Here is a 26,840-nt window from a genome sequence, read left to right as displayed (position 1 = left end):
ATAAGTTTCGTAATGAAGCATTCCCAAAAAAGATACCATGAAGAAAACAACCAAATGGATAGCATTATCTTTTCTGATAAGTCTGGTCGTAATGGCCGCAGTTCTGGTTTATACTATCGATGCCAATACCCTTGAAAGTATACGCAACATAAAACCTGCCTACATAGTGCTTGCAATACTCCTGCATCTCACTTCATTTTTAGTATGGGGATTGCGGACTAGTGTCCTTTCAAAAGCCCTCGGATATGAGATTGAACTTACAAAAGCAGTCCAGATAGTAATATCCAGTACATTCCTGGCTTCTATAACTCCATCCTCAATTGGAGGAGAACCTCTTCGCATTCATTTGCTCAATAGCAATGAAATGCCAGTCGGAAGCGCTACAGCGGTAGTCTTGGGGGAGAGAGTTCTGGATGCTATATTCATTCTAATGGCTGCACCCGTTGCACTATATCTTTTCAGGGACATCACAACATACCATCGGATTGACACTATTCTGGTATTAGGCGAAATATTCCTGCTTTTCATACTTGGTCTTTTACTCTACGCCATATGGAAGCCAAAACATACCAGAAAAGCGATCCAATGGATTGTCAAGGGATGTGAAAGCAGAGTTGGTAAAAAAAGAAAAGTATTTTTTTGCACCCTTTCTGAGAAAATTGACGCCGAAGTGGAAGAATTCCATGACAGCATATATTATATCCTGAGCAAGGGAAGAAAAGGACTCTTTAAGGGTATTATATGCACACTATTTTTCTGGTTTGTAGAATTTTCCATGCTTCCAGTAATCCTTATCGGATTAAACATTGAGCCTGCAGGATTAGTAGTCTATGCAGCTCAGGTGCTATTGATGATAGTTGTAGTTATACCAACCACACCAGGCTCCAGCGGCGTGGCAGAAATTGGAGCCACAACGCTTTTTTCCATATTTGTACCCACGTACGTTCTTGGAATTGTCGTTGTTTCGTGGCGTGCTTTCACCTACTATCTGAACCTGCTTGTCGGGGGATTTGTGAGCTTCAAAATCCTTCGGGATACCGTACTGGTAAACCGGATGCTTAAGTAAAAAATTTCCTGAATCTTTCAACAAAAGATGACATTTTCATGGTGCTTCCATAGCTCATCCCACAATTTGGACAGGAAAGATCCGATTTCATTTTTATCCTTGAATTGCAGTTGACACATGGAACACTTGGTTTTCGCAGATAATATGAAATTCTGGCAATCAGAGACCTATAGGAACCAAACAGTGAATCGCTATACCGGAAAGCTACAAAGCAGCATATTACTGCCAGAAGAATACCCCCAACAAGATCAGTAATCCAGTGGATTCCAAGATAAAGAATGGTAAAGAGAATGGTGGCAGTTGTGACTATTGAGAAAATCCTATAGCGCCGGGATTCCACATTATGCAGCACTACCAACATAGCCATCATGGACAGGGCCGCATGGAGACTGGGGAAACAGTTGTTAAGGGTTGGATCAACAATGCGGACTCCATGAGCTATAATTGGGCTCAGGTTATAAAGCAGGGGAGTTACGCACGCAAGAGTATAGCCCGTCACATGGACCGGAAAAAGGACAAAGAAAGGAAATGCAAACATGTAGATGAGTATAAATGCTACAACAAATTCCTGAGTTGCCCTGTATCGTTGCAAGTATAGCAAGAGAAGGAAGGTAAACACAATCAAAAACGGGAACATCAGCAAATAAAAGAACCCGCTTACATAAGTGAGCAAAGGGGTAGCTAGTTCCTGTATAAGGCTTACAGAATCGCCCTCAAGTATCATTATGTAACGGGCATAATTCTGTCCTGCGGGAATGCCAACCGCACTTGCTGCAATGTCCTGAAGATGCACCAGTGCATAAACCACCAGCATTGGTATGGTGTACAGCAAAATATCAGTCAGGAAGTGAGCCCAGCGTTTCAAACGGCGGATATTCTTCCTGCTGTTGCGAACATCAGCTGGTACAAAGATATAGTACCCTGCAATGACCATCAGTAATAAAGCAGGAATTAAAAGCAAGGTCATTAAGTAAAGTAACAACACCCCTCGAAACCTCCGGTTTTATGCCGTTAGTTCCCAAATAGTCACGTTTGCTATATATAGTTTAATATTTTTGGATGCAGTTAGAAAAAAATAATAAGTAAAAATAGCTTGGTATGAATTAAGACAGAGTTTGTACCCAACATATTATCAATATAATTAAATAAAATAGGATTATAAAATATTGTGCCACATAAAAAGAGGTGAATTAAGAAATGCGAGTTGGAGTGATAGGAACAGGCGCAATGGGCCAGAACCACGTTCGAATTTACAGCGAGATGGACAACGTCGAACTTGTGGGTATCGCAGATGTAGACAAGGAACGGGTTGCTCTACTTGCATCAGAATATAATACACAGGGTTTCACAGACTACAGGGAACTACTGAGAATGGAACTTGATGCAGTAAGCATAGTAGTTCCGACAAAACTCCATAAGCAGGTCGCTCTTGATGTAATCGAAAGCGGAGCAAATCTTCTTGTTGAAAAACCGATTGCAGATTCAACTGAAAATGCAGACGCAATTATCGAAGCCGCAAAAAAGAATGATAAAGTTCTCATGATAGGCCACATTGAGAGGTTCAATCCTGCAGTAGCCAGATTAAAAGAGATTATTGATTCAGGCATTCTCGGGAAAATTGTCTCAATTTCCACCAGAAGAGTCGGACCATACAACCCGAGGATAAGGGATGTAGGGGTTATTCTTGATATCGGGGTCCATGATATCGATATTATTTCATACCTTTATGGTGCACAGGCAAATGAAGTATATGCGGTTGCAGGCGCAAATATTCACCCATTTGAAGATCATGCAACCATCCACATGCGCCTTAATCACGAGCTTTCGGGCCTCGTCGAAGTAAACTGGCTCACCCCGCACAAAATACGGAAATTAACTGTGGTGGGACTCGAAGGAGTTGCCTACCTTGATTACATGGATCAGACCGTCGAGATCCACGACAAAGACTGGATTCGAAAAGCCAAAGTGGAAAAAGGAGAGCCACTTCGCAGGGAGCTGGAACATTTCATTCATTGTATTGAAAACGGAGAAGAAGCGCAGCCATCCGGATCAGAAGGAAAGCATGCGCTGGAAGTTTCTCTTGCAGCCATTCAGTCATATAACGATGAGAAATTAATCAAAATCGAATAATAGTCATTTTATAACAATATCTAGAGGGAACAATATGAGCGGAAAATTACAATCAATTCTTGAGGAAAGAGGACCTATCAAAAAAATCGGAGTCATTGGCATGGGTTACGTAGGCATCCCTGCAGCGGCATTGTTTGCAGATTCGCCTAAGTTTGACCATGTTCTTGGTTTCCAGCGAAATTCACCTACTTCAGGATATAAAATTGACATGCTGAATAATGGTGAAAGCCCCCTCAAAGGAGAAGAACCCGGACTTGAAGACTTGCTTGGAAGGGTTGTAAATGCCGGAAAATTCGAATGCACCCCGGATTTTTCCCGGATTTCAGAACTTGATGCAGTTGCACTTGCAATACAAACCCCATTTAAAGATCCAAAGGATCTTTTGCCTGATTTTGGAGCACTTATAGACGGAATCAGAAATGCAGGCAAATATATGAAACCCGGAACTCTGGTGGTTCTGGAATCCACAATTACACCCGGTACAACCGCAGGCATGGCAAAAGAGATACTTGAAGAAGAGTCAGGTTTTGTTGCAGGAGAAGATTTTGCACTTGCCCATGCCCCGGAGAGAGTAATGGTGGGGAGATTATTGAAAAACATACAGGAACACGACCGTATCGTAGGAGGAATTGACGAACCCAGTACCAAACGGGCAGTGGAATTGTATGAACCCGTACTCACAAAAGGAAAAGTCATACCAATGACCGCCACGGCAGCCGAAGTTACAAAAACGGCTGAAAATACTTTCCGCGATCTTCAGATAGCAGCTGCAAACCAGCTTGCACTTTATTGCGAGGCAATGGGCATCAATGTGTATGATGTTCGTGCGGGAATTGACAGTCTGAAAGGCGAAGGAATCACACGGGCCATACTCTGGCCGGGAGCCGGTGTAGGAGGGCATTGCCTGACAAAGGATACCTACCATCTGGAACGAGGGATACAGATAGCAGGACAGCAGCCTCTGGATTTCCCACAGGATGTTAGGTCACTTTACGTCACTGCCCGCCACGTCAATGATTTCATGCCCACACATATGTATCATCTGACCGAACAAGCTTTAGATCGCACAGGAAAGTCTGTGAAAGGTTCAAAGGTAGCAATCCTTGGCTGGGCATTTATTAACGATTCGGATGATGCAAGAAATACTCCTTCTGAAATCTACCGGGACATCGTTATGAACGCAGGATCAAAAGTTGAAATCCATGACCCCCATGTACTGAATTATCCTGGAGTGGAGATTTCACAGGATCTGGAAAGTGTCGTAAAGGATGCAGATGTCGTGGCGATTTTCGCAGGCCACAAGCAATACTTTGGACTTGATGCAGAAAAGTTGAAAGAATTAACTGGAATTGATAAACCTGTGGTAGTAGATGGAAGGAACGTTATCGATCCTGACAATTTCATCGAAGCTGGTTTTGTGTATAAAGGTATTGGAAGAGGAGACAAAAATAATCATTTGATGTAATTGGTTTGTGACAGCAATGGAATCAATACTCATAACCGGTGGTCTGGGCCAGGTAGGAAGCTACCTGACTGATTATTTTGAAAAAGAAAACAACGTCACCGTACTGGACAATGGAAGCTTCCCGTGCAGAGAAACTGTACCGGAAGGTGTTGAGCTTGTGTGGGGAGACATCAATGACAAAATTGTCTCCAAACTTATTTCAAATACAGACATCATCATACATACCGCTGCACAGGTCAGCGTCCCGAATTCCATGAAAGAACCTGCTTTTGATGCTACAAACAACATTCTTGGAACACTGAATCTTCTTGAAGCATCACGTAGAGCGAAAATAAAGCGATTCATCTACTTTAGTTCAGCTGCAGTCTATGGAAACCCTGTAGAGTTGCCCATTGGAGAAACGCATCCACAAAACCCGGAATCACCTTACGGAGTCAGCAAACTTGCAGGAGAAAAGTATGCAATGATGTATCACCGTTCATATGGTTTGCCGGTTGTTTCCATTCGCCCATTTAACATTTACAGTCCCAGACAGGATCCATCCAATCCATACTCAGGAGTCATATCCAAATTCATGGATTGTGCAAGAGAAGAAAAAGCACCTCTAATTTTTGGAACTGGTGAACAGACCCGCGATTTCATATCAGTGCATGATATTGTCCGGATAGTTGATTTGGCAATCCAAAAAGATGAAGCGGTGGGAAAAGTTCTTAATGCAGGATCAGGCAGTTCCACAACCGTAAATGAACTGGCTTCTATTATAAGGGAGTTGTTCAAGTCAGACATCCAGCCGCAATATGAGGAAGAAAGGACAGGTGATATTTTGCATAGTGTGGCAAATATTACTGAAGCGTCCAGACTTGGGTTTGAGCCGAAAATGTCTCTCAAAGAGGGACTGGCAGAATTCCTTTGATTGTGTGCACCACATATTGAATTGACTTATTGCTGGAATTAAACCAAAAGGAAATAGATATTAACTTTCTGCAACATAATTTCATTCGCAGCAAAGAAAAGGAGGTGAAATTTGTTGCAGTCTTTTATTGTAGAGCATTACCTGCAGAAAGAAATAGATGCATACTGCGGGGGCCCGGACACTTTTTCCGGGAAAGTTGAAGCATGCGCAGACGGCGTATTGACTCTCAAAAAGGATGGAAAGTACACCCATATTGCCATTAACAAAATAGTTGCAATATGGGAAGAAAAATAAGAAATAAGGCATATTGCCGGCAAAGCCGGCATTAGCCGTTTTTTAAATTACTCGACTTCTGCAAATGCAAATTTGCGCATTACTTTAGTGACTTTTACTGTAAGTTCATCACCGACTTCTGTGCCGGGTACAAAAATTACAAAGCCCTCAATGCGGGCAATTCCGTCGCCTTTCTTGGCAATATCTTCAATTACAACGTCGTAGGTTTCTCCAGCTTCGACTGGAGCAGTAGGTTCATCACGTTCGAACAATTAAGTACACTTCCTTAAATAATTAATACCGTCCGGATACAGCAAAACAGACACAAAAGAAGTACCATGAAGATCCTTCTTAGACACTGAAAAACTATACCTTACGATAGCGATATACATGCACCTTTTACTATATCAACCCTTTGCACAAGAAAAAAAGGGCCAGCACCATAATTATTTATGCTCTGGAAATTTAATAGATACAGATAACAGGATAAGCAATTTTTAAGGATGTCAGCTGAATGGAAGAGCTACAGATCAAAGTTGAGAAAGCACATCCCATTGATTTTGGAAGGGGAATTATCCGTCTGGATCCAAGTACACTTTTAAGCCTTCAACTCTCACCCGGAGACATTGTTCAGATTGAAGGGAAGCGTACCACCGCTGCAAAAGTGTGGCGTGCCGACAGGCAGGATTGGGGACAGGGAATTGCAAGAATCGATGGTTATACCAGACAAAATGCTGGCGTTGGAATCGGAGAACGTGTTACAATTCGTAAAGTAGAAGCAACACCTGCTGAAAAAGTGCTTCTTGCACCCCCCGAAGGAGTAGTAATGGAATTTGGAGAAAATACCGGAGCTATTATTAAACACAACATACTCAAAAGACCACTCCTGAAGGAAGATATTGTACCCATTGTGAGTTCCATGGGACAGACCACCCCCGGAAGCCAGGCCATCCCTCTTATTGCAATTGAAACCCAGCCTGAAGAAGGCGTCCTAATCATCACTGATACGACCGACATCCAGCTTCAGGAAAAGCCTGTTATCGGATATGAAGATGCAACTCGTGGTATCGCTTATGAGGACATTGGCGGCCTCAGGGACGAGATCCAGCGCGTAAGGGAAATGATAGAGCTCCCACTGAAGCATCATGAGCTTTTCCAGAGACTTAATATCGAGCCACCAAAAGGAGTCATCCTGTACGGACCTCCGGGAACCGGAAAGACCCTGATTGCAAAGGCTGTTGCAAATGAATCCAGAGCACATTTCCTGTATATTGCCGGCCCTGAGATTATGGGTAAGTTCTACGGGGAGAGTGAAGAAAGACTGCGCAGGATATTTGAAGAAGCTGATGAGAACACACCATCTATCATTTTTATTGACGAAATCGATTCCATTGCTCCAAAGCGTGAAAACGCAACCGGGGAAGTAGAACGCAGGGTCGTTGCACAATTGCTTACGCTAATGGATGGAATGGATGAGCGCAAGGAAGTCGTAGTAATCGGTGCAACTAACCGTGTTGATTCCATTGATCCGGCACTTCGTCGCCCGGGAAGATTCGACCGTGAAATCGAAATTGGAGTTCCGGACAGCGATGACAGGCTGGAAATACTCCAGATACACACCCGTGGAATGCCGCTTTCCGAGGAAATCGATGAAAATTATTTCCGTTATCTTGCCGAGTACACACAGGCATTCGTTGGAGCGGACATGCTGGCCCTTGTGCAGGAAGCTTCAATGAGAGCGCTGCGCAGAATACTGCCTGACATAAATCTTGATGAGGAAAAGATTCCCGAAGAGGTACTTGAGAAACTTGTCGTAACTGCACAGGACTTTGAAGATGCACTCAAGGAAGTAGAGCCTTCTGCAATGAGGGAAGTGCTTGTGGAAATCCCGTCTGTAGGGTGGGATGACGTGGGTGGCCTTGAAGAAGCTGAACAAGAGCTGCGAGAAGCTGTTGAATGGCCATTGAAGTGGCCGGAAAAAATAGAGAAAATGGGAGTAAAGCCACCAACCGGCATTCTGTTATATGGTCCACCTGGGACCGGGAAAACCCTTCTGGCACAGGCAGTAGCCAATGAAGCAAATGCTAATTTCATAAGCATAAAGGGCCCACAGATTTTCTCAAAATACGTAGGAGAATCTGAAAAAGCAATTCGTGAAACATTCAAGAAAGCCCGACAGGTTGCTCCATGCATTATTTTCTTTGACGAAATTGATTCAATCTCTTCCACCAGACAGGGAGGCAGCGATGAAGGCGGAAGAGTTACAGAGCAGGTTGTAAACCAGCTGTTGACCGAAATGGATGGCCTCGAATCCCTGAATGAAGTCGTAGTTATAGCAGCCACCAACAGGCCTGATCTCATTGATCCGGCATTGCTTCGATCAGGAAGGTTTGACAGACTTGTTATGGTTACTCCGACAACTCATGAAGGAAGAATTAACATATTCAATATTCACACCAGAAACATGCCATTGGACACTGACGTAAATATCTCAGATCTTGCCGGCATGACTGATGGATACGTAGGCGCTGACATAGAAGCTGTTTGCAGGGAAGCCGCAATGCTGGCTCTTCGCGAAAACTTTGAAAATGAGAAAGTCAGCTTCCGGCACTTTACACAGGCATTTGAAAAAGTGAAGCCTACAGTCAACGAAGATATGATAGACTTCTATAACCGCCTGTCACAAAAACTCAAGGGCGGCACACGAAAAGCGGAATCAAGTTCATACACAGGATATATCTGAAGGAGAGGACAAGAATGGTAAAGGTATTTGCAAAGAACATGTCCAACAAACAGGTAATGACAACCGATGGCACTGAAATAGGCATACTTAACAATGTAGTAATGGATGTTAAAAGTGGAAAATTAGAAGATCTAATCATCAAACCTGATATTGGTCTTGATACTTCCAAATACCCAATGGAAGGACAATACCTGAAAATATCCTTTGGTGCAGTCCGTTCCGTTAAGGATTACATCGTCGTAGACAGGGCATTTATTTTTGATCAGGCTTAAGAAATAAGTCCTTCAGCAAGGAGGCGTTCGAGCGCCTCTTGTGTTCCATCACCAAATGACAAAGAGGTCACCATATCTGCTATCTTTTTCAGTTCATCTGACGCATTGCTTACCGCAACAGAAAAACCGGCCGCCTCGCACATTTCAATATCGTTTACCGAATCACCGATTGCAATAAAATCCTTTACCCTGACATCCATAAGCTCTGCCATTCTAGCAAGGCCAGTACCCTTATTAACATCCCTGCTTTTTATGTGAACAGCAAAGCCCGTGTCAATTATTTCGACATTGGGATGAGATCCTAAGATTGATTTCTGAAGCTCTTCAACGGGGACGCTTCTACGAAGGGTTATTTCCGTTTTCCGAAGATGAGAATCCAACCTGACAAGATCAAATTTGGAAGACAATAGATCAAAGGCTTCTTCACATTCCTCTATATTGTCTGAAACATATGGTTTGGCATCAAAAGCCAACTGTAAAACTCCGCCATTTTCACTGATTACTTTTCCATCCAGACCTATCAGTTTTGAAGCTGCGGAAGCATAACAAAGTACATTCCCTGTAGCCAAAACTACAGGGACTTCCAGATTGTAAAGAAGTTCAGAAACCCCATGATGGAGCCTTCTGTCCATTCCTGTAATTGTACCGTCTATATCTACGGCAACTGCAGAAAACATAGCAGTATTCTAAGAAAAGGGATAAGATAAAATTATCCCCGAATTAACCGTCTACCAGACCGTCAGTGGTAACTGCTATAATTGCTTCCCCGTCTGGAAGACAAGGAGAATCCACCAATTTAACAATTCTTTTGTCACCCTTGGATTTACGAATGTAGAGCCTGAAAGTGGCAGTATGCCCTACAATGTGACCTCCAATAGGACGGGTTGGATCCCCGAAGAAAGCATCCGGTTTAGCCATTACCTGATTGGTTACCACCACACAGGCGTTATTAAGATCACCGAATCTCTGTAAATCGTGAAGATGTTTGTTCAGTTTTTGCTGGCGGTCTGCAAGAGTACCCCTGCCCACATATTCAGCCCTGAAATGTGCTGTCAGTGAGTCCACAATCAGCAACTTCACCGGCCTATCAGTGTCCTTTAATGCGGTTGCCTTTTCAGATGCTGCGTCTGCCAGAAGAATCTGGTGATTGGAATTGTAAGCTCTCGCCACATGGATATTTCGAAGGAATTCTTCCGGATCAAGTTCAATGCCGTGTTTTAGTGCCGCACCCTCGACCATCTGCTTAATTCTCTCGGGTCTGAAGGTGTTTTCCGTGTCAATTATAACAACAGAGCCGTTCATTCCGCCTAGTTCTTCCGGAAGCTGGGCATTGACCGCAAGCTGATGAGTTATCTGGGTTTTCCCGGAACCAAATTCACCATATAGTTCGGTGATTGCCTGGCTCTCTACTCCGCCACCAAGCATTTCATCAAATTCTATGCATCCGGTGGAAAGTTTGGCTACTCTCTCCCGTCTTTCCATAACAAGATCACCGGTTTCAAATCCACCAATATCGGCTGCGTTTCTGGCTGCACTGATAATCTTGGCGGCAGTTGACTCCCCTATTTCTGCACTGGCCACCAGTTCTGCAGGAGATGATACTGCAATCGCTTCCACGCTGGTATAGCCTGCTTCCTTTAACTTCTGGGCGGTTGCAGGACCAACATGATCCAATTCCTCAAGTGATATATCGCTCATTAAAATTCCTCTTTTGGTGCACAATTTTTCGTCCTGGGTGCACTGTGATATGATTGACTATCCGCTTTGCATTATATATACGTGATCAAAGCGGCCTGAAAGTATTCTTCAAGGGGTTACACATAATCATGCAGATTCTGCTTTTATTATCCGATATTCTCTGACAAGCATCCATGAAGTAAGCACAAAGGCAAGAGCATCCGCAACAGGAAAAGCCAACCAGACACCTTCAAGATCATACATCAGAGGTAAAAGGAAGAGCAGAGGAAGTAGGAAAATCGTCTGTCTGGCCATTGAAAGAATAAATGAAGGCAAAGCTTTTCCCAATGCCTGATACATTCCTGCACTGATAAACTGAATCCCGAGAAGCGGTACAGCCAGAACCATAATCCTCGTTGCGTCCACCCCGGATTCAATAAGCAGTTCATCAGTAGTAAATGCAGAAAACAGGATTTCTGCCATTACGTACAGCAGCACAAAATCGAAAACTGCGATAGCTGTGGAAATCCAGAGGGAAAGTTTGAGAGTTTCAAGAACGCGCCCATAATTTCCCGCACCGTAATTGAATCCTATTATGGGCTGCATACCCTGCAAAAGACCGATAAGCGGCATCGAGGCAAATACCAATAAGCGGTTAAATATGCCATAGACGGCAATCGGCAGATCCCCACCGTAGATTGCCAGAATATTATTCACAAAGACAACTACAATGCTCATTGACGAATTGCGGGCAAAAGGCGCCAGACCAAGAGCGCATACTTCCTTTATTATTGGAAGATCAGGCTTTAGATCACGACTCCTGAACACAAGGGTGCTATGACCTGAAACAAAGTACTTCACCAGAAAAATAGCAGCGGAAAAGTAGGAGATCACAGTTGCAATCGCAGCGCCTTTGATGCCCATACCAAGTCCAAAAATGAATATCGGATCCAGAATTATGTTTAATACACCGCTGATGACCATTGTTAACATGGCGACTCTGGCGTTGCCTTCAGATCGGGCTACATTGTTTGCTACGAGGGAAAACATGAAAACCGGACTCCCATAGAGGAGTATCTGAAGGTACTCCTTTGCAAAAGGAAGAATTGTCGGAGTTGCTCCGAAAAGTTCCAGTATGGGAGTGATGAAAACAATTCCCAGTATGGCAACCAGTGTACCGAGTGCAACTGACATGCCTATTATGTTTCCAAAAGTCCTTTCAGCCCCTTCAAGATCCCTTGCACCCAATCTGCGGGAAATAATTGAAGCCCCACCAAGCCCTATGGCAAGTGAAATTGCCATACTAATCATCAAAACAGGAAAACTCACAGCGATAGCCGCAATGCCCTGAACACTGGCATCCCCGAGAGCACGGCCTACAAAAATCGTATCGACTATATTGTATAACCCACTGACCACCATTCCCACTGTAGCCGGAGCTGAAAGTTTAAACAAAAGTTTGCTTATCTTCTCGGTACCCAGCATTTCACTTTGTGCTTTCATTGCCACTTTTCCTCACAAACGTTATCCACCATCTTTGAAAGCAGTCTCAGGAAAGTAGCCTGCTCTTCATCCGAGAAACCCGCAAAGAGTTCCTCCCTCCTTTTGGTGGAGAGCTTCATTACGACTTCCTGCAGCTTTCTTCCAGCTTCTGTGAGATAAACCCGTAAGACCCGCTTGTCCTGCAGGTCCTGGACTCTTTGAACATATCCTTCTGATTCCAGTTTTTGCACCGCCCGGGCAGCAGTTGCCCGGTTTACAAGAAACATCGTGGCAAGATCTTCCTGACGCAGGCCATCCTAATGGTAAAGAGCCATCAAAAAACCAAATTGTCCGCCACCTATGCCGTATTTTTCAAGCTGTTTTGCCATGAATCCCAGGTTTTGCCGGTGGAGGAAGGCAATCATGGCACTTGGGGACTCTGACGGATCAGGAAAACTCATAGAGGAAGCCATACAACACGTCCATATATAATTGTTGTGCACGCAACAATTATCTAAAGGCTTATCAGAAAGAAAAACATCATGATTCCTGATGCCACATATAGCAGTTGGAGGAACCTTTGAATTCCTGCATGACGGACACAAGCAACTCCTAATCAGAGCCTTTGAAATCGCTGAGTCCGGAAATGTTGACATTGGGATAACATCCGATGAAATGGCACAAAAAAGAGGTCGCCCTATCCCCGACTATACAGAGCGTGTTAAGCAGCTTGAGGAATTCCTGAAAACCATTGAGGTAAAAGCGGACTCCTACAGAATCCAGAAGCTTGAAGACCCTTATGGGACAACGCTGACAGGTACTTATGATTACATTGTAGTATCGCCTGAAACACTCCCTGTTGCCCACAAAATAAATGAAATCAGGGAACAGAACGGCCTTGATACAATAACTATTGTAAAAATTGATTATGTACTTGCAGAAGATGATGTACCCATCTCCTCAACCCGAATTGTAAAAGGAGAGATAGACAGTCACGGGCATCTCAAAGGGACAAGTCTTTAATTTGTTGCCCCATATTATTTTTCCTATGGGACGCGAATTCACCGAAAAAGATATGGAAATTTTCAACAAACTTGCACCTGAAGCAGGCGGAAAAAACATGTCATCAATGGGCCATCCATTTCCGTTTATTTTGAGACCGGTTTCCCACAAGTTTGCAGAATCTGAAGAAGATTTCAAGGAACGTCTTACACGGCTCACCCCGGAAGAAATTGAATATCTTGCTGACCTTGCAATGGAAGGCAAGGAAGAAATCCGCACACTTGAAGATGAGGATTCAGACAGTTTTTTTGAAATACTTGGTGAAAAAGTATCTGCTGAGAAAGTCGAAGCCCTTAAAGACAAACTTGGAATTCTTTAAACCATGCCACTTCTTTTTGGAACTGCAGGGACTCCTATCAGCGCAAAGGGAAAAGGGAGCGCGGGAGGAATCCGACGTATTCGCGAGCTTGGGCTTGGCTGCATGGAACTTGAATTCGTGCGTGGAGTCCGGATGAAGGAAGATACTGCAAAAGAAATAGCTGCAGTTGCAACTGAAAATGACGTAGCTCTCAGTGTTCATGCGCCCTATTACATCAACTTCAATTCCCGGGAACCTGAAAAAATAGAAGCGAGCATTAAGCGGATCTATGATTCCGCAAGAATTGGAAGTCTTTGTGGTGCATCATCTATTGTATTTCATCCAGCTTACTATCATGGAGAGGATAGTGAGACCGTTTTTGAAAAAGTTATGGAATCACTTGATAAACTCAGGAAAACCTTTGAAGAGAAGGGAATTAATGTAATTCTTCGTCCTGAGACTACAGGAAAAGGCAGCCAGTTTGGCAGTCTTGAAGAAACCTTGAAAATGTCTGCTGAAATGGAAGGCGTAATGCCATGCATCGATTTTGCACACCTACACGCCCGTGCCAATGGTGAAGTAAACACATACGAAGAATTTGCTAACTGCCTCTCCCTTGTGGAAGAATATCTTGGAAAAGAAGGGTTAAAGGACATGCACATACACATCTCAGGAATTGAGTATACTCCTAAAGGAGAAAAAAACCATCTTGTCCTGAAGGAATCTGATTTGAATTACCATGATCTCATGAAAGCACTAAAGGATTTCAGCGCAGAAGGACTTGTAATTTGCGAAAGCCCTAATCTGGAAGCTGATGCGTTACTCCTTCAGGAAACTTTTGAAAAACAGTAAATCAGGCTTTTTTGTGCTTCTCACATACCTCGAAGAAGTTCATGAATAGCGCTTCTCCACTTTCAGTATGTGCAACTTCCGGATGCCATTGAACACCATAGATTGGTTTTTTAGGGTGTTTCATGGCTTCAACTTCACAAATCTCTGAGCGGGCAAGGTGTATAAATTCTTCAGGCATTACGGTCACTTCGTCAGCGTGGGAGGCCCATGTTGTAATTTTGGGACCTAAGCCTTTCAGGATATCATCTTCTTCAAGAATTTCAATATCAACATCTGCATAGCCACCATATTCTCCTGAACCGGTTTCCCCACCAAATGTGAGGGCTATCAGCTGGTGCCCAAGGCAGATGCCAAGAATTGGAAGATCGATTTCTTTTACATAATCACCACAAAAACCAACACGCTCCATGCTGGGTCCCCCACTTAAAACAAGTCCATCCGGCTCCATTGCGAGGATTTCATCAACTGGAGTAGTATTGGGCACTATTTTTGTGTCCATGTCCAGATCACGGACGGTCCGATGAATCAGGTGGCAGAACTGTCCGTAATTGTTGATGACAAGTATCTTCAACTCTTCCATGAATGAACTGAAGAATATAAAAATATATAATACATTTGCCTGTGCACATCCATAATACCAAAGACAAAATTGCAAACAAAAAGCTTAAATATTCAACCGTGCTACTATGTCACATACTAACACGATTGAGGAGCTAAACATATGTCAGAATTAGGAAAGAGCATTCGCATAGAAAGGATAATGGACAGGGATAGCAGAAATATGGTAATCATACCCATGGATCATGGGATTTCTGACGGCCCTATAAAAGGTGTCATCGATATTGCCGACTCCATAAACAAAGTTGCCGAAGGCGGGGCTAATGCTGTTTTAATGCAGAAAGGAATGGTTCCTTATGGCCACAGGGGATACGGCCATGATGTTGGACTGATTGTTCATATGAGCGCGTCCACATCACTGGGTCCTGACCCCAATGACAAGGTATTGGTGTGCACTGTTGAGGAAGCTTCAAGAATGGGAGCAGATGCGGTGTCCGTTCACATCAACGTCGGATCTGAAACCGAATCAGAACAACTCAAGATACTTGGTGAAATTGCCAAACAATGCGATTACTGGGGAATCCCCTTGCTTGCAATGATGTACCCAAGAGGAAAGAAGGTCACAAATCCACATGATCCTGAAATGGTAGCCCATGCAGCCCGCGTAGGAGCCGAGCTGGGAGCAGATGTAATTAAAACTGTGTACACAGGAGATGTGGAATCATTCAGAAATGTCGTGGAAGGATGCCCTGTCCCTGTAGTTATTGCAGGCGGACCAAAGACCAACACCGACAGGGAATTCCTTGAAATGATCAGGGGAGCCATAGATGCCGGTGCTCGTGGAGTTGCAATCGGCCGAAACGTTTTCCAGCACCCAGATCCTACAAAAATAACAAAAGCAATTACACATATAGTACATAAAAACAGTACTGTAGATGAAGCTCTAGAGATACTACGTTGAAATGGAGTAATCCTGATGACTAAGGAAGTATGGATACGCGCCGATGAAGGCGACTGGGAAACGAAAAAGCAGCGTATAACTTCAGGTCTTGAATCTGGTGTTACATGCGTGCTGGTATTGCCAGAAGATGTTGACAAGACAAAGGAACTTGGGGACATCAAGGTCGCCACTTTCTTTTCAGAAGAACTGTCAAAAGCAGATATAATTGTGGTTGGAAAGGACAGCGAAGGCGATGGAACACTTCCTTTACCCACTGATTTGAGCAAATCCAGAGATTTTGATATTATAGCCCACCTTCGCAGGGAAAAGAAAACTGTTGCAGGTTTCTCCGTAATACATGACAAAGCACATGAAAAATTTGCTTCATCCCTTGGAGGAGTTTGCGACTACCTCATTGCAATTGGCACAGACTGGAAAGTAATTCCACTCGAAAACCTGATTGCATCCCTGCAGCCGGAAGATGTTAAAATAATATCCGGTGTTCGCGATACTGACGAAGCAAGACTCGCTCTTGAAACCATGGAACATGGTGCAGACGGAGTATTGCTTGATACTGACAACCATGATACTATCCGCAAATCCGTGGAAATTGCAGAAGAAGCCACCTCAGAGAAGCTGGAGCTTGAAGTTGCAAAAGTCACAAAGGTAGAACAGGTAGGAATGGGAGACCGTGTTTGCGTCGATACCTGCAGCCTCATGGGCACAGGCGAAGGAATGCTTGTAGGGTGCGGCTCCGGCGGCATGTTCCTTGTTCACTCTGAATCCGAGGAAAGTCCATACGTTGCGTCACGGCCATTCAGAGTCAACGCCGGAGCGGTTCACGCTTACGTCCAGACTGGCGGAAAAACCCGTTACCTGTGCGAACTCGAAGCAGGTGACGAAGTTGCAGTTGTTGACGCCGAAGGAAAACAGCGCAGGGCCATTGTGGGAAGAGTGAAGATAGAGCGTCGCCCACTCATGCTTGTAGAAGCCCAGACTTCCGATGGAAGGACAATGAAAAACATCCTCCAGAACGCCGAAACCATCAAACTGGTTTCAGGAGATGGAAAACCTGTTTCAGTAACCAGTCTTGAGCCAGGCGACGAAGTTATGGTCTACGTCGAGGAAAGTGGCAGGCATTTCGGTATGAAAGTCGAAGAAACAATTATCGAGAAATAAACATGCTGGAATTACCCGGGCAGAATCGTTCTCTTGTAGTTGCATCAATTGATGCGAATCCATATTCGCAAGCATTAGCCGCAAAAAATCTTGGTGCTGATGTTCTGGAATTACGGCTTGATCTGCTCGGAATTGATTCTTTGAATGCCGCGATTGCACTTACAGAGCAGGTTTCATGCATTGGATTACCATGTATTGCAACCAACAGAATACCAACTGAGGGTGGATGTTGGGCCGGTGAAGAGGAAGACAGGCTGGAAATACTCGAAGGAATTCTTCCATATGTTGAGGCCGTTGATATCGAAATGTGTGCCCCTGAAAAAGAAAGGATTATCAAAGCAGCAAAACGCAATCAAACTACCACAATCGTTTCATCACACTTTTTTGAAAGTACGCCTTCTGTTGCAGAAATTAGAGAGCTTTTCAACAAGGGAAGAGAGTTAGGTGCGGATATTACAAAGCTGGCCACTATGCCCCAATCCCCTACGGACGTCCTGAAACTTCTGGAAGCAGCGAATTCCGCCGACAGTCCGGTATGTGCCATCGCAATGGGAAAAATCGGAAGCTACAGCAGAGTTGTAGGTGGACTTTACGGATCAGTTCTTACTTACGGATGCATCGGAAAAGCCGTCGCTCCGGGTCAGCTAAGGGTTGACAAAGTGAAATCGGCAATGGAGATGTTGCTGTGAAGGTTTTCGGGGTAATGGGAGATCCTGTGGAACACTCCCTGTCCCCTGCAATGCATAATGCTGCATTTCGCGAACTTGGGATGGATTGTGCATACCATCCGTTCAGGGTTACCCCCGGTGAACTCGGGGATGCCATAAAGGGAGCAAATGCACTTGGATTCGGCGGACTTAACGTTACAGTTCCACACAAGGAACACACACTGGATTTTGTGGAAGCTGATGAACTTTCCCTGCAAATCGGTGCCGTGAACACCATTGACTTCAAGGATGGAATAAAGGGATACAATACTGACGGGTTCGGTGCAGAAAAAGCCCTTACTGAAAAAGGAATCCCCATCAAGGACGCAAACATTTCCATTGTTGGCGCCGGCGGAGCAGCTAAATCAATAGCATTTCATTTTTCAAATCTTGGTGCAAATATTGACATATTCAACCGCACCCCACAACGTGCAGAGCAACTTGCCCATGTTATTGGCGGACAAGGACATGGACTGGACGTGCTTGTAGGCAGTCTTGAAAACTGCGACATCCTGATTAATACAACAACCGTTGGGATGCATCCGAACGTATCCGGATCAGTTGCAACTCGTGAACAACTTCATTTGGAACTGGCAGTATTCGACATCGTTTACAATCCCCTGAAAACAAAATTGCTTCAGGAGGCCGAAGCTGCCGGTGCAACAACAATCGACGGAGTCGGGATGCTGGTTCATCAGGGAGCAGAATCTTTCCGTATCTGGACCGGCCGGGAACCTCCGGTTGAAACCATGAGAAAAGCCGTGTTGGAGGGGCTTGCATGCAGATGCTAATTATCGGCGGCAGCGGCGAAATGGGGCAATGGTTTGCAACATTTTTCAAGAACGAAGGATATGATGTATGGATATCCGGCCGCCGAGGACGGTCTGATGTCGCGGAAAAACTGGGCGTTCGTTTCACATCGACTCCTGAAGAAATCATTCCTGAGTGCGATGTTGTAATAGTCTCTGTTCCAATTGATATAACACCTGAAATTATCCGACAAACAGCTCCCATCATGAAACCCGGTAGCTTGTTGATGGATCTCACATCCATCAAGAAGAATCCAGTTGATGCAATGATTGGAAGCGCACCGGAAGGAGTGGAGCTTCTGGGAACACACCCCATGTTCGGACCCTCAATACCGTCACTTCAGGGCCAGACTTTTATCCTGACACCGGTGGAAAACAGGTGTGAAAAATGGTTCCCGATAATGCGTGAACTGCTGGAGAGGCACGGCGCACATATCGAGATAATAACTCCACAAGAACACGATCACATTGTATCCATTGTACAGGGATTGACCCATTTTGCATACATTACAATCGGTGCAACCCTGAAAGAACTTGATTTCGACGTACAGGGATCACGTCGTTTTATGAGTCCCGTTTATGAGATTATGCTGGACTTTGTCGGCCGTATCTTGGGGCAGAACCCATGGCTCTATGCACAAATACAAATGCAAAACCCTGAAATCCCGAATGTACACCGGAGTTTCATAGAGCAATGTGAAAGACTCTCCAAACTTGTTGTGGAAAATAATGCTGACAATTTCTGTACCGTCATGAAAGATGCTTCAGTCCACTTTGGAGATACCGGGGCTGCGCTGCATAGATCTGACAAGCTTATCAATGCAAAGGTAGCTGAATTTGAAGAGCTACTCCAGTCAATCGGAAAAGAAAAGGGACTGTACCACATTTACTCCGGGAAAACTCATGTTGGAATCGTTGAGAAGGTGATGGCCCGATCAGTTGATATTTTAGAATCGGGGAAACTTGTCAACCTTAAAATTGAAAATGTGCGTCTCCTTAACTCTGATGAGCTTAATGCATGGAAAAATGATAACTTAGCAGCAAAAACAAGAGACATTTCTACCTACATCCCGGAAAACGCAGATCCTGATACCCTGTGCCATATTCTCGGGAAAATTAGTGAAGGAATATCCTGCAAAGTACATGATACCTACATAAGCCCCGATGGACGCAGAAGTGCTACTTTCCGCATAGACATCCGTCAGGATATTGACATTAACAAAATACAGGATGATATAGAAAGACTGCTTGAAGGTATCGGGTGCATCCTCCGCTAAGGCAAGGATTTATGTAATCAGAAGCCCATCTTCTGGAAAGGAGCATTGCGGGGCGCTAATATGAAAGTAAAAAAGAATGAACAGGAAGAAGCCGGATTACCCACTGTTTTCGGAAAAGATGTCCGGGAATTCTTACGGTTTTATAAGGGAGGACTCCTTTTTGTAGCCCTTTTGGGGATATATCTTGGCATACAGGGACTGTATTTGATTATTATTGACAAGAACTTTATTCCCGGAATTTGCCTCTTTCTGGCAGCACTTTTGATATCCCCCCCACCCATTGGGATCTCAAATATGGTGGCTCAGCATCTGAGAATTGAGCTGACAATGGGAATTAAACTGGGATTCTCAGCCCTTCTGCTAGTAATAGCAGTGCTTACGCTATGAGAATAAAGGAAAAGAAAAAGTGTTGAACAGGTAAAGATTAAAGAAAGCTGACAAGATCTTCAAGTGCAGCTTTCGGATTTTCTGCTTTTACAACACCAGAAGCAAGCAAAACCCCTTCGGTGCTAAGTTCAAGGGCTGCTTTTACATCCCCGCCCTTTGAAATTCCTGCACCACACAATACTTTTACATTTGGGTTCACATTCTGGACTGCGCGGACGGATCCTTCAACAACCTCCGGGTCAGCTTTTGAAACAGGGATACCACTTCCGATAAGTTCAGGTGGTTCAACTGCCACATAATCCGGCCCAAGAGCCGCTGCCGCAGCAGTTGTAGGAATGTTGTTAGTACAGACAATTGAAGTCAACCCTTCGGCTTTTGCAGCGCTTACTGAAGCCTCAATGTCTGCAAGTCTTAGACGGTGTTCTGAGTGGTTGATAAGGGTTCCGCAGGCACCTGCATCCTTCACACAGCGTGCAAGCACATGTCCGGTCTGGCTTCCAGGAGCCATTCCATCAAGATGCTGGGAATACACGGGAACATCGACCTGTGATGCTACACGGTAGATATCACATAGCTGGGGTGCCACCGCAATGGTAACACCGGAAGCATCAGAAACTTCCACACAGCTTTCGGCAATCTTTACAGCCTCAGGACCTGTGCCCTCCAAATAAGTCTTGAAGTTCACCACTATAAGCGGAACCTGCATTTAATCGCCTCAGAAATCAGTCATTACTCTGTACTGATCAATTTCAGGTGAATTCAATGCTTCAATAAACTGCTCTGCAGACTGACGCACCTCTTTAGAGTTGGTAATAGCACGTCCGACTACAAGGATATCTGCACCTGCTTCAAGAGCATCTGGAATAGTGCCTACACGGATACCACCTGCAACAGCCACAAGCATCTTTGGTGAGAGTGCTTTCATGTCGGCAATGCTGCCCCATGCGTGAGCAGTTTCTTCGATATCGATTGCCCTGTGAAGCTCCACAACGTCAGGAAGCTCATCGAGCTGTTTGAGTACTGAAAGTGGATCTGGCTGGTTAAGAGTATCCATAACTGCGTAAATACCAGTCTTGTGTGCTTCGGATATTGCTTTGTTAAGTGTTGCAATTGGTGCAAGAGCTGAAACCACAATGGCATCTGCCGTAGCATCTGCAACCATCCTTGCTTCAAGGTTACCTGTATCAAGAGTCTTCAAATCAGCAACGATGAATGCATCGGGTTTGAGTTCCCTGAGTTTTGTAATTACGTCAACACCATATCTTTTGATAAGAGGTGTACCTGCCTCAAGAATCAAGTGATCGCTCTTTGGAAGCTGTTTCACAATGCTGGAAATTGCTTCGATGTTTGGATTATCCAATGCCACCTGCAGGTATGGTGGATTCCAGAGTCTTGAAACTTTGAATCCCATAATTGCGTGTGCCATCCTGTCCTTCTCCTCAAGTACTTTGTCAATGCTTGGGAAACCGGCCATTGCACGTTTAACTGCCAACTTAGTAGCTCCGTAATTGTACCTGAAAATACGGTTATAATCCTGAGCTTCAGGGTGAATAAAGACACTTGCAACAACAACGAGATCTTCAGCCTGGTCTTTAGGAATCAAACCTTCCTCTACCGCATCGGCAACTGCCTTAGCAACAGCAGCCTGTGCTGGACCGAAAATCTGGGATGCCTGATCCATGTTCTTTACAGTGACCTTCGGAACAATGAGAGTAGAGGGTTTGGTAGGGAGATTTGGCCTGACTACCGAGAGTAATGGAGTGTGCCCTGCAGACAGCTGGGTCATCCCGGTAGCAAAGGCCTGGCCTACCGGCCCTTCCTTGTCTCCGATCATAAGATCAACGTGGGCGAGTTCGGGGGCCTCGCCGATTAAAGCTTCTCCGATTAACATCATTGTATCAATTCGCTACATGGGCATGAATATATATATGGTTTCTGATGAACCTTCACTCCGTAAACTACAATAAATTATTTATTAATATCAATCGATACTAATTGCGTGCCCTTAAGAACTGAAAATATCCTGATAGCAAACCCACGCATTCGTAATCTGTTAGTCCTCACCGCACTCATCATTACTTTTTTCGCAAGCTGGCTCCCTGATTTCGAAATGGGGTTTGTGGTGGAAGAAGGACGCATCAGTTCGATCCTCGCTTTTGGAACGCTTAATGGTTTTTTACTGGGACCTTTTATCGGACCAATAGTATCCCTGATAGCAATGCTGTCACATATCTTCATTAACCCGGATTACCTGGGAGACAACTTATTCACAATGCTTTCACCTACTTTTGTAACTCTTGCATCAGTGGTTGCGGGATTGTGCATCACAGGCAGACAAAAAATTGCAGCCATAATATATGGCGTATTGATTCTGGCATGGTTTGCTACACCTGAAGGGATACAAGCTTATCAGTATTTGTGGTTCCATCTGGTTGTTTTTGCCTGTTTTATTGCAGTTATCAAGACATCAGCATATAAGCGAATAACTAAACAGTGGCAAGTATTTATCTATCTCTTCCTGTCCGGATTGCTTGCAGTCCTTGCAGATCACCTGGCAGGCAGTATCACCGCTGCATTTGTGTTTAACCTCGAAGCAGAGCTTTTCCAGGAATTTATCTTCATATATCCCGTAGAACGTACAGTTCTCGCATTGGGAGGAGCGGCATCTGCTTACATCTTCTTCCAGTGGGCAAATGTGCTCCAGAATGAGAAACTCGATAAAGACGAATCCATTGTTGATCTCAAGGAAGTTATTGACTACATTGAAACCGACGTAAAGGCAATCCTGCAGAAAGAAAAGAAGTGAGCCTTATCTAATCTGCTCTTTTACACTGAATATCGCTTTTGAAAACGGATGAGTCGGATCTTCAAGAGTGAAGATTTTTTTAGTCCCATGCTCCGAAACATCGCACATGCATGGAATCATTGCAAGTATCGGGACACTGGAATCTATTGAGAAAGAAGTAACGCCGTTAACATTCATGTTCTCGACAGCCCCACACTTCTTCTCGAGCGGTTTGTAGATTCCATCAATCACAGGCTGAACACCCCTGCTTTCTCCCGACTTGAACACAGTTAATACATAATCACTGCATGCAACTACATTTACTGAGGTATAATCTACACCGGGGCTGGAATCCAGAATCACCACATCATAGCCATTGGAAAAGAGTTCTTTCTTACAATCAACCATTTCCTTAAGAGCCTGGGACTGCCAGTGGCGATCCTTCAGGGAGATGTCCCTTATCGCAGTGATCTCGGGATTTGAATAACCGATAGAAAGTTTACCTTTTGTTCCGACGCTATCAGTCGCATCCACAAGCACATCCTGAACATCCCTATTCCCTTCAAGCACACTGTTTAACCATCTATTTTTCACAGGAAACAAATTGCCAAAAAGGCTTGGGGATTTAAGATCAAGATCCATAAGGCAGACGTTTTTCCCTTCCATTGCATAAGCAGAAGCAAGGTTTTGGGAAATACAGGTTTTCCCTGTGCCGCCTTTTGAAGAATGAACTGAAATACAGATACTCATATTAACATGACCGTTTTGTAGTTTTGCAGAAGATTAGTGCACATAAAATGGCAATCTAGCTGGATGTCACTAAATCTTCTTTTAACATTCAGCTAAATAATATACATTAATTTGTCCTACGAATATTAATCCAATCGATTAATATAAATTCATTTGAACCTTTTTTTACTTTAGTATGAGGATTTGACTTCAAAATATACTTTCTTCCCTTTTCTTACTTTTCGAACATGACCCATTCTCACAAGCTGATTCAAGTAAGAGCTCTCAACTGCCCTCTTTTTGGTTGTCATCTCAGATAATTCATCCGCCGTAGATAAGCCGGCCTCAAAAAGTGCAGTTGCTGTTGTCCGCAAGTGATCTGGCAAGGACAGGAGAGTCATCACATCGAGGCCCTCTGGAATTTCAGCACCTGAATCCAGATTATTGGCCTTCAGAAGCCTGTCAAGCTTCCCATCAATACTCCTGAGCAAAAAAAGGAATTCATCTGCCTTTTCTTCGTCAATCACGTGTAAGCCTCTCGTAGTAGCTATGTACTACAAAAATACATAAATTTGACGGCCATTTCAGAGAAGCCTGGACATATAGGGGCCCTTAAGCCGATAACCAAATTTCCTGTAATATTCCCTTGCGCCTATACCACTGATAATTGCGAGTTCCCTGTAGCCAGCAGCCCGGGACATCTCTTCAGCAGTTTTCAACAATTCCGCGCCATATCCCCGATGTTGCCAGCTTCCTGTCCTGGAATCTTTTCCCGGAGGAATTAGTGAACCATAAACATGCAATTCCCTTACAAGAGCGGAATATTCAAGCTCCTTCCGATGCGGATTGTGAGGATAACGCAGCCTTAAAAACCCTATCAGAATATCCTGATTCACATCTTCAAAGGAAATGAAATGCTCCAGTCCGTCGCATGACTTGTAGCTTTCTACCATAAGTTCAATATCCGAAGCAACAGGTTCCTTCCCTTTCAACATATTGTGCCCGACTTCCCGACACCGGATGCACCTGCAAGTACCTCCCTTTTCTTCAAGCTTCTCGGAAGCGAGCTGCCTGATATTGCTCTTCCTGACTCCGGCAAGGATCTGGTTTGCCGGAATATCTCTCTGAATACGCTGCAGCCTCACCCATTTGGGAAGTATGGCCTTCAAATCCGCAATAAGCTCAATCGCCTCATCATCGTAAAGCGGAGAGTATTGCCCACTCTCCCACATTTTGTTAAGCTCGGTACCTTCCGTCACAAGGGTCGGGTAGATCTTGAGGTAATCCGGCATGAATCCTGGATCATTAAAAAGTTTTTTGAATCCCCGTAAGTCCCTTTCATTATCCGATCCCGGAAGCCGGGGCATCATATGAAAACCCACTTTCAGGCCACTGTCACGTAAAACCCGGTTTGCGTTTACGGTATCTTCCACCGTATGCCCTCTTTTTATACGGGATAAAACGAAATCAAAAACACTTTGAACACCAAGCTCAACCTTGGTTGCGCCTAACTGGAGCATCCTATCTACTTCGTTTTCGGTTGCCCAATCCGGACGAGTCTCAAAAGTCATCCCGATATTGCGCACAGAAGCAGTTTCATTGGCAACCTGTACCTGTTCAAGCGGAACGAACTGCCCCCTTGAAAAGACACTTTCCCTCCACTCTTTGCCTCGATAATCATTCATGGCTTCAAGGCAGCGTCTTACAAACCATTCCTGATAATCCAGACTTCGGGAGGGCATGGTTCCCCCCATTATTATCAATTCGGCTTTGTCAACATCATGTCCTATATCTTCCAGCTGCGAGAGGCGGCCGTTAACTATCCTGTAAGGATCATAATCGTAATTTATTGCCCTCAAAGCCGCGGGTTCCTGACCCATATAGCTTTGTGGAGACTCGAATTTGGAAGAAGGCCCACCCGGGCAGGGAACACAGATTCCATGCGGACAGGGCGCAGGTGAAGTCATAACAGCAATAACAGCAACACCTGAAATGGTTCGCACAGGTTTGCGACGCAGGAGGGCTTTGACTTTTTCTTTTAATTCAGGTGGTGCAACTGCAATTATATCAGAATTACGTGGCAATTTCTGAAGAGACATTTCCCTGCAGATTGCCAGTTTCTTACGGTTTAGAAGGGTTTTGTCTTCGATTTCACCACTCAGGACAATATCCATTAACTTCCTACAGGCCTCTGTGAATTTTGCATCTTCATCAGACATTCGCCATCTCCGTGACAAGGGCTTCAAGCTGTATCCTGTCGCTGGCACCACTGCGTATGAGCAGATCAGCATCTGAAAGTTTCCGAAGCATTGCAGCAATATCCTCGGGCTGCAAGGCCTCCTCCCAGATGACCTTGTGAAGGTGGCTAATTACTTCAACTCCTGACATTCCATCTCTGATTAAAAGTGGATCGATGGCTTTTCTTGCGGCTGGAAGATCCTTTTTCAGAATTGCCCTGTAAAGTTCCCTTACTCCTGCAGGAATACTTTCCTGTGAGGCCGTAAAAATCATTTCCGTGTCTACTTTTCCGCTGCTTTCAAGGGAAACGGTTTGCAGTATATTTAGACCACATGCAATGTTGCCTTTGCATAGCATGTACAGATTATCCCATGCATCATCGGATACATCCAGATTTTCAGCTTCTGCAACTCCCTTAAGGAAAGTTATGAATTCGTCTTCCCCGACGTAGGTGAAGAAAAGTTCCAGACCCCTGGATCGCAGGGGCGATATAAGTCTGGATGGCTGGGTTGTGGAAAAAACGAACCTGCACGTCTTGCTGTAGCGCTCCATTATCCTTCTCAGTGCATGCTGGGCATCTTCCCTGAGGGATTCGGCGCTGTCTATGAAAATGATTTTGTAATCCGCATCCAGAGAACCCATTGCAGCATACTCATTTACCAGATCCTTGAAAATGGAAATCACGCTTGACTGGATCTTTTTGGGATCGTCTGTTCCGAGAAAACGGATGAAACGCTTATCCCTTACAAGATAACGTTTTCCCTGATCAAAAAAATCTGATGCGTTGAAATAAGTGAGGTTGCGCTCGTAGTCTTCGCCATACATTTCATTTGCAAGGGCAAGGACTGCCGTGGACTTGCCGCACCCTGCGGGGCCGTGGATTACAAGATGTGGCAGGCGACCTGATGATACCACCAGGCGAAGCATATCCACTGCTTTCTTATTTCCCACTATGCCGTCAAGGGTTTCCGGCCTGTATTTGACAGTCCACAGATCCT

Annotated in this window: 31 protein-coding genes; 17 read left to right on the top strand and 14 right to left on the bottom strand. The window is 44.5% G+C overall.

The window, feature by feature from the left end:
• Positions 1-37: 37 nt before the first annotated feature.
• Positions 38-1,066, top strand: coding sequence for a lysylphosphatidylglycerol synthase transmembrane domain-containing protein (locus tag J2755_RS05145; protein WP_209680640.1), 1,029 nt, complete (start codon positions 38-40; stop codon positions 1,064-1,066).
• On the opposite strand, the gene J2755_RS05140 is transcribed toward J2755_RS05145, so the two are convergent.
• Positions 1,059-2,033 (bottom strand): phosphatase PAP2 family protein, encoded by a 975-nt coding sequence (locus J2755_RS05140; RefSeq protein ID WP_209680639.1) that lies wholly within the window; start codon positions 2,031-2,033, stop codon positions 1,059-1,061. The genes J2755_RS05145 and J2755_RS05140 overlap by 8 nt on opposite strands.
• Positions 2,034-2,263: 230 nt before the next feature.
• Between J2755_RS05140 and J2755_RS05135 the strand changes: the two genes are divergently transcribed.
• The 4 genes from J2755_RS05135 (at position 2,264) to J2755_RS05120 (ending at position 5,868) form a co-directional block, all read left to right on the top strand.
• Entirely contained in the window at positions 2,264-3,196 is a 933-nt protein-coding gene (locus tag J2755_RS05135) for a UDP-N-acetylglucosamine 3-dehydrogenase (protein WP_209680638.1), read from the top strand.
• Between the two features lie 34 nt (positions 3,197-3,230).
• On the top strand, positions 3,231-4,661 hold the full coding sequence (locus tag J2755_RS05130; RefSeq protein ID WP_209680637.1) for a nucleotide sugar dehydrogenase: 1,431 nt from the start codon (positions 3,231-3,233) through the stop codon (positions 4,659-4,661).
• A 16-nt stretch (positions 4,662-4,677) separates the two neighbouring features.
• Complete coding sequence (locus J2755_RS05125) at positions 4,678-5,574, top strand: NAD-dependent epimerase/dehydratase family protein (protein WP_209680636.1); 897 nt, start codon at positions 4,678-4,680, stop codon at positions 5,572-5,574.
• Between the two features lie 114 nt (positions 5,575-5,688).
• A complete protein-coding gene (locus J2755_RS05120) occupies positions 5,689-5,868 on the top strand; it encodes an MM0924 family protein (RefSeq protein WP_209681409.1) in 180 nt (59 codons plus the stop codon).
• Positions 5,869-5,915: 47 nt separating this feature from the next.
• Here J2755_RS05120 and J2755_RS05115 read toward each other — a convergent pair whose 3' ends face one another.
• Positions 5,916-6,119, bottom strand: coding sequence for a TRAM domain-containing protein (locus J2755_RS05115; RefSeq protein WP_209680635.1), 204 nt, complete (start codon positions 6,117-6,119; stop codon positions 5,916-5,918).
• Positions 6,120-6,361: 242 nt separating this feature from the next.
• On the opposite strand from J2755_RS05115, the gene J2755_RS05110 reads away from it, so the two are divergent.
• Positions 6,362-8,590 (top strand): CDC48 family AAA ATPase, encoded by a 2,229-nt coding sequence (locus tag J2755_RS05110; protein WP_209680634.1) that lies wholly within the window; start codon positions 6,362-6,364, stop codon positions 8,588-8,590.
• 14 nt (positions 8,591-8,604) lie between these two features.
• Positions 8,605-8,862 (top strand): PRC-barrel domain-containing protein, encoded by a 258-nt coding sequence (locus J2755_RS05105; protein WP_209680633.1) that lies wholly within the window; start codon positions 8,605-8,607, stop codon positions 8,860-8,862.
• Here the strand turns inward: J2755_RS05105 and J2755_RS05100 are convergent.
• The 5 genes from J2755_RS05100 to J2755_RS05080 form a co-directional block, all read right to left on the bottom strand.
• Positions 8,859-9,539 carry a phosphoglycolate phosphatase gene (locus J2755_RS05100; protein WP_209680631.1) on the bottom strand — a complete coding sequence of 227 codons (681 nt, stop codon included), beginning with the start codon at positions 9,537-9,539 and terminating at the stop codon, positions 8,859-8,861. The two genes, J2755_RS05105 and J2755_RS05100, sit on opposite strands and share 4 nt — an antisense overlap.
• A 43-nt stretch (positions 9,540-9,582) precedes the next feature.
• A complete protein-coding gene (gene radA, locus J2755_RS05095) occupies positions 9,583-10,560 on the bottom strand; it encodes a DNA repair and recombination protein RadA (RefSeq protein ID WP_209680629.1) in 978 nt (325 codons plus the stop codon).
• Positions 10,561-10,686: 126 nt separating this feature from the next.
• Entirely contained in the window at positions 10,687-12,042 is a 1,356-nt protein-coding gene (locus tag J2755_RS05090; protein ID WP_209680627.1) for an MATE family efflux transporter, read from the bottom strand.
• On the bottom strand, positions 12,039-12,332 hold the full coding sequence (locus tag J2755_RS05085; RefSeq protein WP_280954395.1) for a MarR family winged helix-turn-helix transcriptional regulator: 294 nt from the start codon (positions 12,330-12,332) through the stop codon (positions 12,039-12,041). Before J2755_RS05085 ends, J2755_RS05090 begins: the two co-directional genes overlap by 4 nt.
• A gap of 6 nt (positions 12,333-12,338) precedes the next feature.
• Entirely contained in the window at positions 12,339-12,482 is a 144-nt protein-coding gene (locus tag J2755_RS05080; RefSeq protein WP_209680623.1) for a hypothetical protein, read from the bottom strand.
• Positions 12,483-12,573: 91 nt separating this feature from the next.
• Here J2755_RS05080 and J2755_RS05075 point away from each other — a divergent pair, with 91 nt between their 5' ends.
• The 3 genes from J2755_RS05075 to J2755_RS05065 are packed head-to-tail and all read left to right on the top strand — an operon-like array spanning position 12,574 to position 14,233.
• On the top strand, positions 12,574-13,044 hold the full coding sequence (locus J2755_RS05075; RefSeq protein ID WP_209680621.1) for a phosphopantetheine adenylyltransferase: 471 nt from the start codon (positions 12,574-12,576) through the stop codon (positions 13,042-13,044).
• A gap of 25 nt (positions 13,045-13,069) precedes the next feature.
• A complete protein-coding gene (locus J2755_RS05070) occupies positions 13,070-13,402 on the top strand; it encodes a hypothetical protein (protein WP_209680619.1) in 333 nt (110 codons plus the stop codon).
• A 3-nt stretch (positions 13,403-13,405) separates the two neighbouring features.
• The gene (locus J2755_RS05065; RefSeq protein WP_209680617.1) at positions 13,406-14,233 is read left to right on the top strand and encodes a TIM barrel protein; all 828 of its coding nucleotides are present in this window, start codon (positions 13,406-13,408) and stop codon (positions 14,231-14,233) included.
• A gap of 1 nt (position 14,234) precedes the next feature.
• On the opposite strand, the gene J2755_RS05060 is transcribed toward J2755_RS05065, so the two are convergent.
• Positions 14,235-14,813, bottom strand: coding sequence for a GMP synthase subunit A (locus tag J2755_RS05060; RefSeq protein ID WP_209680615.1), 579 nt, complete (start codon positions 14,811-14,813; stop codon positions 14,235-14,237).
• A gap of 141 nt (positions 14,814-14,954) precedes the next feature.
• Here J2755_RS05060 and J2755_RS05055 point away from each other — a divergent pair, with 141 nt between their 5' ends.
• The 6 genes from J2755_RS05055 to J2755_RS05030 are packed head-to-tail and all read left to right on the top strand — an operon-like array spanning position 14,955 to position 20,090.
• Complete coding sequence (locus J2755_RS05055; RefSeq protein ID WP_209680613.1) at positions 14,955-15,752, top strand: 2-amino-3,7-dideoxy-D-threo-hept-6-ulosonate synthase; 798 nt, start codon at positions 14,955-14,957, stop codon at positions 15,750-15,752.
• Positions 15,753-15,764: 12 nt separating this feature from the next.
• Positions 15,765-16,910 (top strand): 3-dehydroquinate synthase II, encoded by a 1,146-nt coding sequence (locus tag J2755_RS05050; RefSeq protein ID WP_209681407.1) that lies wholly within the window; start codon positions 15,765-15,767, stop codon positions 16,908-16,910.
• Between the two features lie 2 nt (positions 16,911-16,912).
• Positions 16,913-17,599, top strand: a complete 687-nt coding sequence (gene aroD, locus J2755_RS05045; protein ID WP_209680611.1) for a type I 3-dehydroquinate dehydratase — start codon at positions 16,913-16,915, stop codon at positions 17,597-17,599.
• A 14-nt stretch (positions 17,600-17,613) separates the two neighbouring features.
• On the top strand, positions 17,614-18,408 hold the full coding sequence (locus J2755_RS05040; protein ID WP_245312781.1) for a shikimate dehydrogenase: 795 nt from the start codon (positions 17,614-17,616) through the stop codon (positions 18,406-18,408).
• On the top strand, positions 18,396-19,703 hold the full coding sequence (locus tag J2755_RS05035) for a prephenate dehydrogenase (protein WP_209680607.1): 1,308 nt from the start codon (positions 18,396-18,398) through the stop codon (positions 19,701-19,703). The genes J2755_RS05040 and J2755_RS05035 overlap by 13 nt, the downstream gene beginning before the upstream one ends.
• Before the next feature lie 60 nt (positions 19,704-19,763).
• Positions 19,764-20,090 carry a hypothetical protein gene (locus J2755_RS05030; RefSeq protein WP_209680605.1) on the top strand — a complete coding sequence of 109 codons (327 nt, stop codon included), beginning with the start codon at positions 19,764-19,766 and terminating at the stop codon, positions 20,088-20,090.
• Positions 20,091-20,127: 37 nt separating this feature from the next.
• Here J2755_RS05030 and tpiA read toward each other — a convergent pair whose 3' ends face one another.
• Together tpiA and J2755_RS05020 are read right to left on the bottom strand one after the other, a co-directional pair.
• A complete protein-coding gene (gene tpiA / locus J2755_RS05025) occupies positions 20,128-20,796 on the bottom strand; it encodes a triose-phosphate isomerase (protein ID WP_209680603.1) in 669 nt (222 codons plus the stop codon).
• Between the two features lie 9 nt (positions 20,797-20,805).
• Positions 20,806-21,984 (bottom strand): bifunctional 5,6,7,8-tetrahydromethanopterin hydro-lyase/3-hexulose-6-phosphate synthase, encoded by a 1,179-nt coding sequence (locus J2755_RS05020; RefSeq protein WP_209680601.1) that lies wholly within the window; start codon positions 21,982-21,984, stop codon positions 20,806-20,808.
• 105 nt (positions 21,985-22,089) lie between these two features.
• On the opposite strand from J2755_RS05020, the gene J2755_RS05015 reads away from it, so the two are divergent.
• A complete protein-coding gene (locus J2755_RS05015) occupies positions 22,090-22,896 on the top strand; it encodes a hypothetical protein (protein ID WP_209680599.1) in 807 nt (268 codons plus the stop codon).
• Between the two features lie 3 nt (positions 22,897-22,899).
• Here J2755_RS05015 and J2755_RS05010 read toward each other — a convergent pair whose 3' ends face one another.
• The 4 genes from J2755_RS05010 to J2755_RS04995 form a co-directional block, all read right to left on the bottom strand.
• Positions 22,900-23,625 carry a tyrosine-protein kinase family protein gene (locus J2755_RS05010; RefSeq protein ID WP_209680597.1) on the bottom strand — a complete coding sequence of 242 codons (726 nt, stop codon included), beginning with the start codon at positions 23,623-23,625 and terminating at the stop codon, positions 22,900-22,902.
• A 170-nt stretch (positions 23,626-23,795) separates the two neighbouring features.
• On the bottom strand, positions 23,796-24,131 hold the full coding sequence (locus J2755_RS05005) for a transcriptional regulator (protein WP_209680595.1): 336 nt from the start codon (positions 24,129-24,131) through the stop codon (positions 23,796-23,798).
• A 57-nt stretch (positions 24,132-24,188) separates the two neighbouring features.
• Entirely contained in the window at positions 24,189-25,823 is a 1,635-nt protein-coding gene (locus J2755_RS05000; RefSeq protein WP_209680593.1) for a tRNA uridine(34) 5-carboxymethylaminomethyl modification radical SAM/GNAT enzyme Elp3, read from the bottom strand.
• Complete coding sequence (locus tag J2755_RS04995) at positions 25,816-26,835, bottom strand: AAA family ATPase (RefSeq protein WP_209681405.1); 1,020 nt, start codon at positions 26,833-26,835, stop codon at positions 25,816-25,818. Before J2755_RS04995 ends, J2755_RS05000 begins: the two co-directional genes overlap by 8 nt.
• Between the last annotated feature and the right edge of the window lie 5 nt (positions 26,836-26,840).

This window comes from Methanohalophilus levihalophilus (assembly GCF_017874375.1).
Lineage (GTDB): Archaea > Halobacteriota > Methanosarcinia > Methanosarcinales > Methanosarcinaceae > Methanohalophilus > Methanohalophilus levihalophilus.
This window is presented reverse-complemented; position numbering and strand designations above follow the sequence as displayed.

Bases quoted from the DNA above. Each gene is read 5' to 3' on its own strand.
- J2755_RS05000 (WP_209680593.1), bottom strand. From the start codon at position 25,823: ATGTCTGATGAAGATGCAAAATTCACAGAGGCCTGTAGGAAGTTAATG.
- J2755_RS05030 (WP_209680605.1), top strand. From the start codon at position 19,764: ATGAAAGTAAAAAAGAATGAACAGGAAGAAGCCGGATTACCCACTGTT.
- J2755_RS05040 (WP_245312781.1), top strand. From the start codon at position 17,614: ATGGGAGATCCTGTGGAACACTCCCTGTCCCCTGCAATGCATAATGCT.
- J2755_RS05105 (WP_209680633.1), top strand. From the start codon at position 8,605: ATGGTAAAGGTATTTGCAAAGAACATGTCCAACAAACAGGTAATGACA.
- J2755_RS05135 (WP_209680638.1), top strand. From the start codon at position 2,264: ATGCGAGTTGGAGTGATAGGAACAGGCGCAATGGGCCAGAACCACGTT.
- J2755_RS05080 (WP_209680623.1), bottom strand. From the start codon at position 12,482: ATGAGTTTTCCTGATCCGTCAGAGTCCCCAAGTGCCATGATTGCCTTC.
- J2755_RS05110 (WP_209680634.1), top strand. From the start codon at position 6,362: ATGGAAGAGCTACAGATCAAAGTTGAGAAAGCACATCCCATTGATTTT.
- J2755_RS05130 (WP_209680637.1), top strand. From the start codon at position 3,231: ATGAGCGGAAAATTACAATCAATTCTTGAGGAAAGAGGACCTATCAAA.
- J2755_RS05060 (WP_209680615.1), bottom strand. From the start codon at position 14,813: ATGGAAGAGTTGAAGATACTTGTCATCAACAATTACGGACAGTTCTGC.
- J2755_RS05065 (WP_209680617.1), top strand. From the start codon at position 13,406: ATGCCACTTCTTTTTGGAACTGCAGGGACTCCTATCAGCGCAAAGGGA.
- aroD (WP_209680611.1), top strand. From the start codon at position 16,913: ATGCTGGAATTACCCGGGCAGAATCGTTCTCTTGTAGTTGCATCAATT.
- J2755_RS05055 (WP_209680613.1), top strand. From the start codon at position 14,955: ATGTCAGAATTAGGAAAGAGCATTCGCATAGAAAGGATAATGGACAGG.
- J2755_RS05100 (WP_209680631.1), bottom strand. From the start codon at position 9,539: ATGTTTTCTGCAGTTGCCGTAGATATAGACGGTACAATTACAGGAATG.
- J2755_RS05035 (WP_209680607.1), top strand. From the start codon at position 18,396: ATGCAGATGCTAATTATCGGCGGCAGCGGCGAAATGGGGCAATGGTTT.
- J2755_RS05070 (WP_209680619.1), top strand. From the start codon at position 13,070: ATGGGACGCGAATTCACCGAAAAAGATATGGAAATTTTCAACAAACTT.
- J2755_RS05075 (WP_209680621.1), top strand. From the start codon at position 12,574: ATGCCACATATAGCAGTTGGAGGAACCTTTGAATTCCTGCATGACGGA.
- radA (WP_209680629.1), bottom strand. From the start codon at position 10,560: ATGAGCGATATATCACTTGAGGAATTGGATCATGTTGGTCCTGCAACC.
- J2755_RS05020 (WP_209680601.1), bottom strand. From the start codon at position 21,984: ATGATGTTAATCGGAGAAGCTTTAATCGGCGAGGCCCCCGAACTCGCC.
- J2755_RS05140 (WP_209680639.1), bottom strand. From the start codon at position 2,033: ATGACCTTGCTTTTAATTCCTGCTTTATTACTGATGGTCATTGCAGGG.
- tpiA (WP_209680603.1), bottom strand. From the start codon at position 20,796: ATGCAGGTTCCGCTTATAGTGGTGAACTTCAAGACTTATTTGGAGGGC.
- J2755_RS05090 (WP_209680627.1), bottom strand. From the start codon at position 12,042: ATGAAAGCACAAAGTGAAATGCTGGGTACCGAGAAGATAAGCAAACTT.
- J2755_RS05145 (WP_209680640.1), top strand. From the start codon at position 38: ATGAAGAAAACAACCAAATGGATAGCATTATCTTTTCTGATAAGTCTG.
- J2755_RS05125 (WP_209680636.1), top strand. From the start codon at position 4,678: ATGGAATCAATACTCATAACCGGTGGTCTGGGCCAGGTAGGAAGCTAC.
- J2755_RS05010 (WP_209680597.1), bottom strand. From the start codon at position 23,625: ATGAGTATCTGTATTTCAGTTCATTCTTCAAAAGGCGGCACAGGGAAA.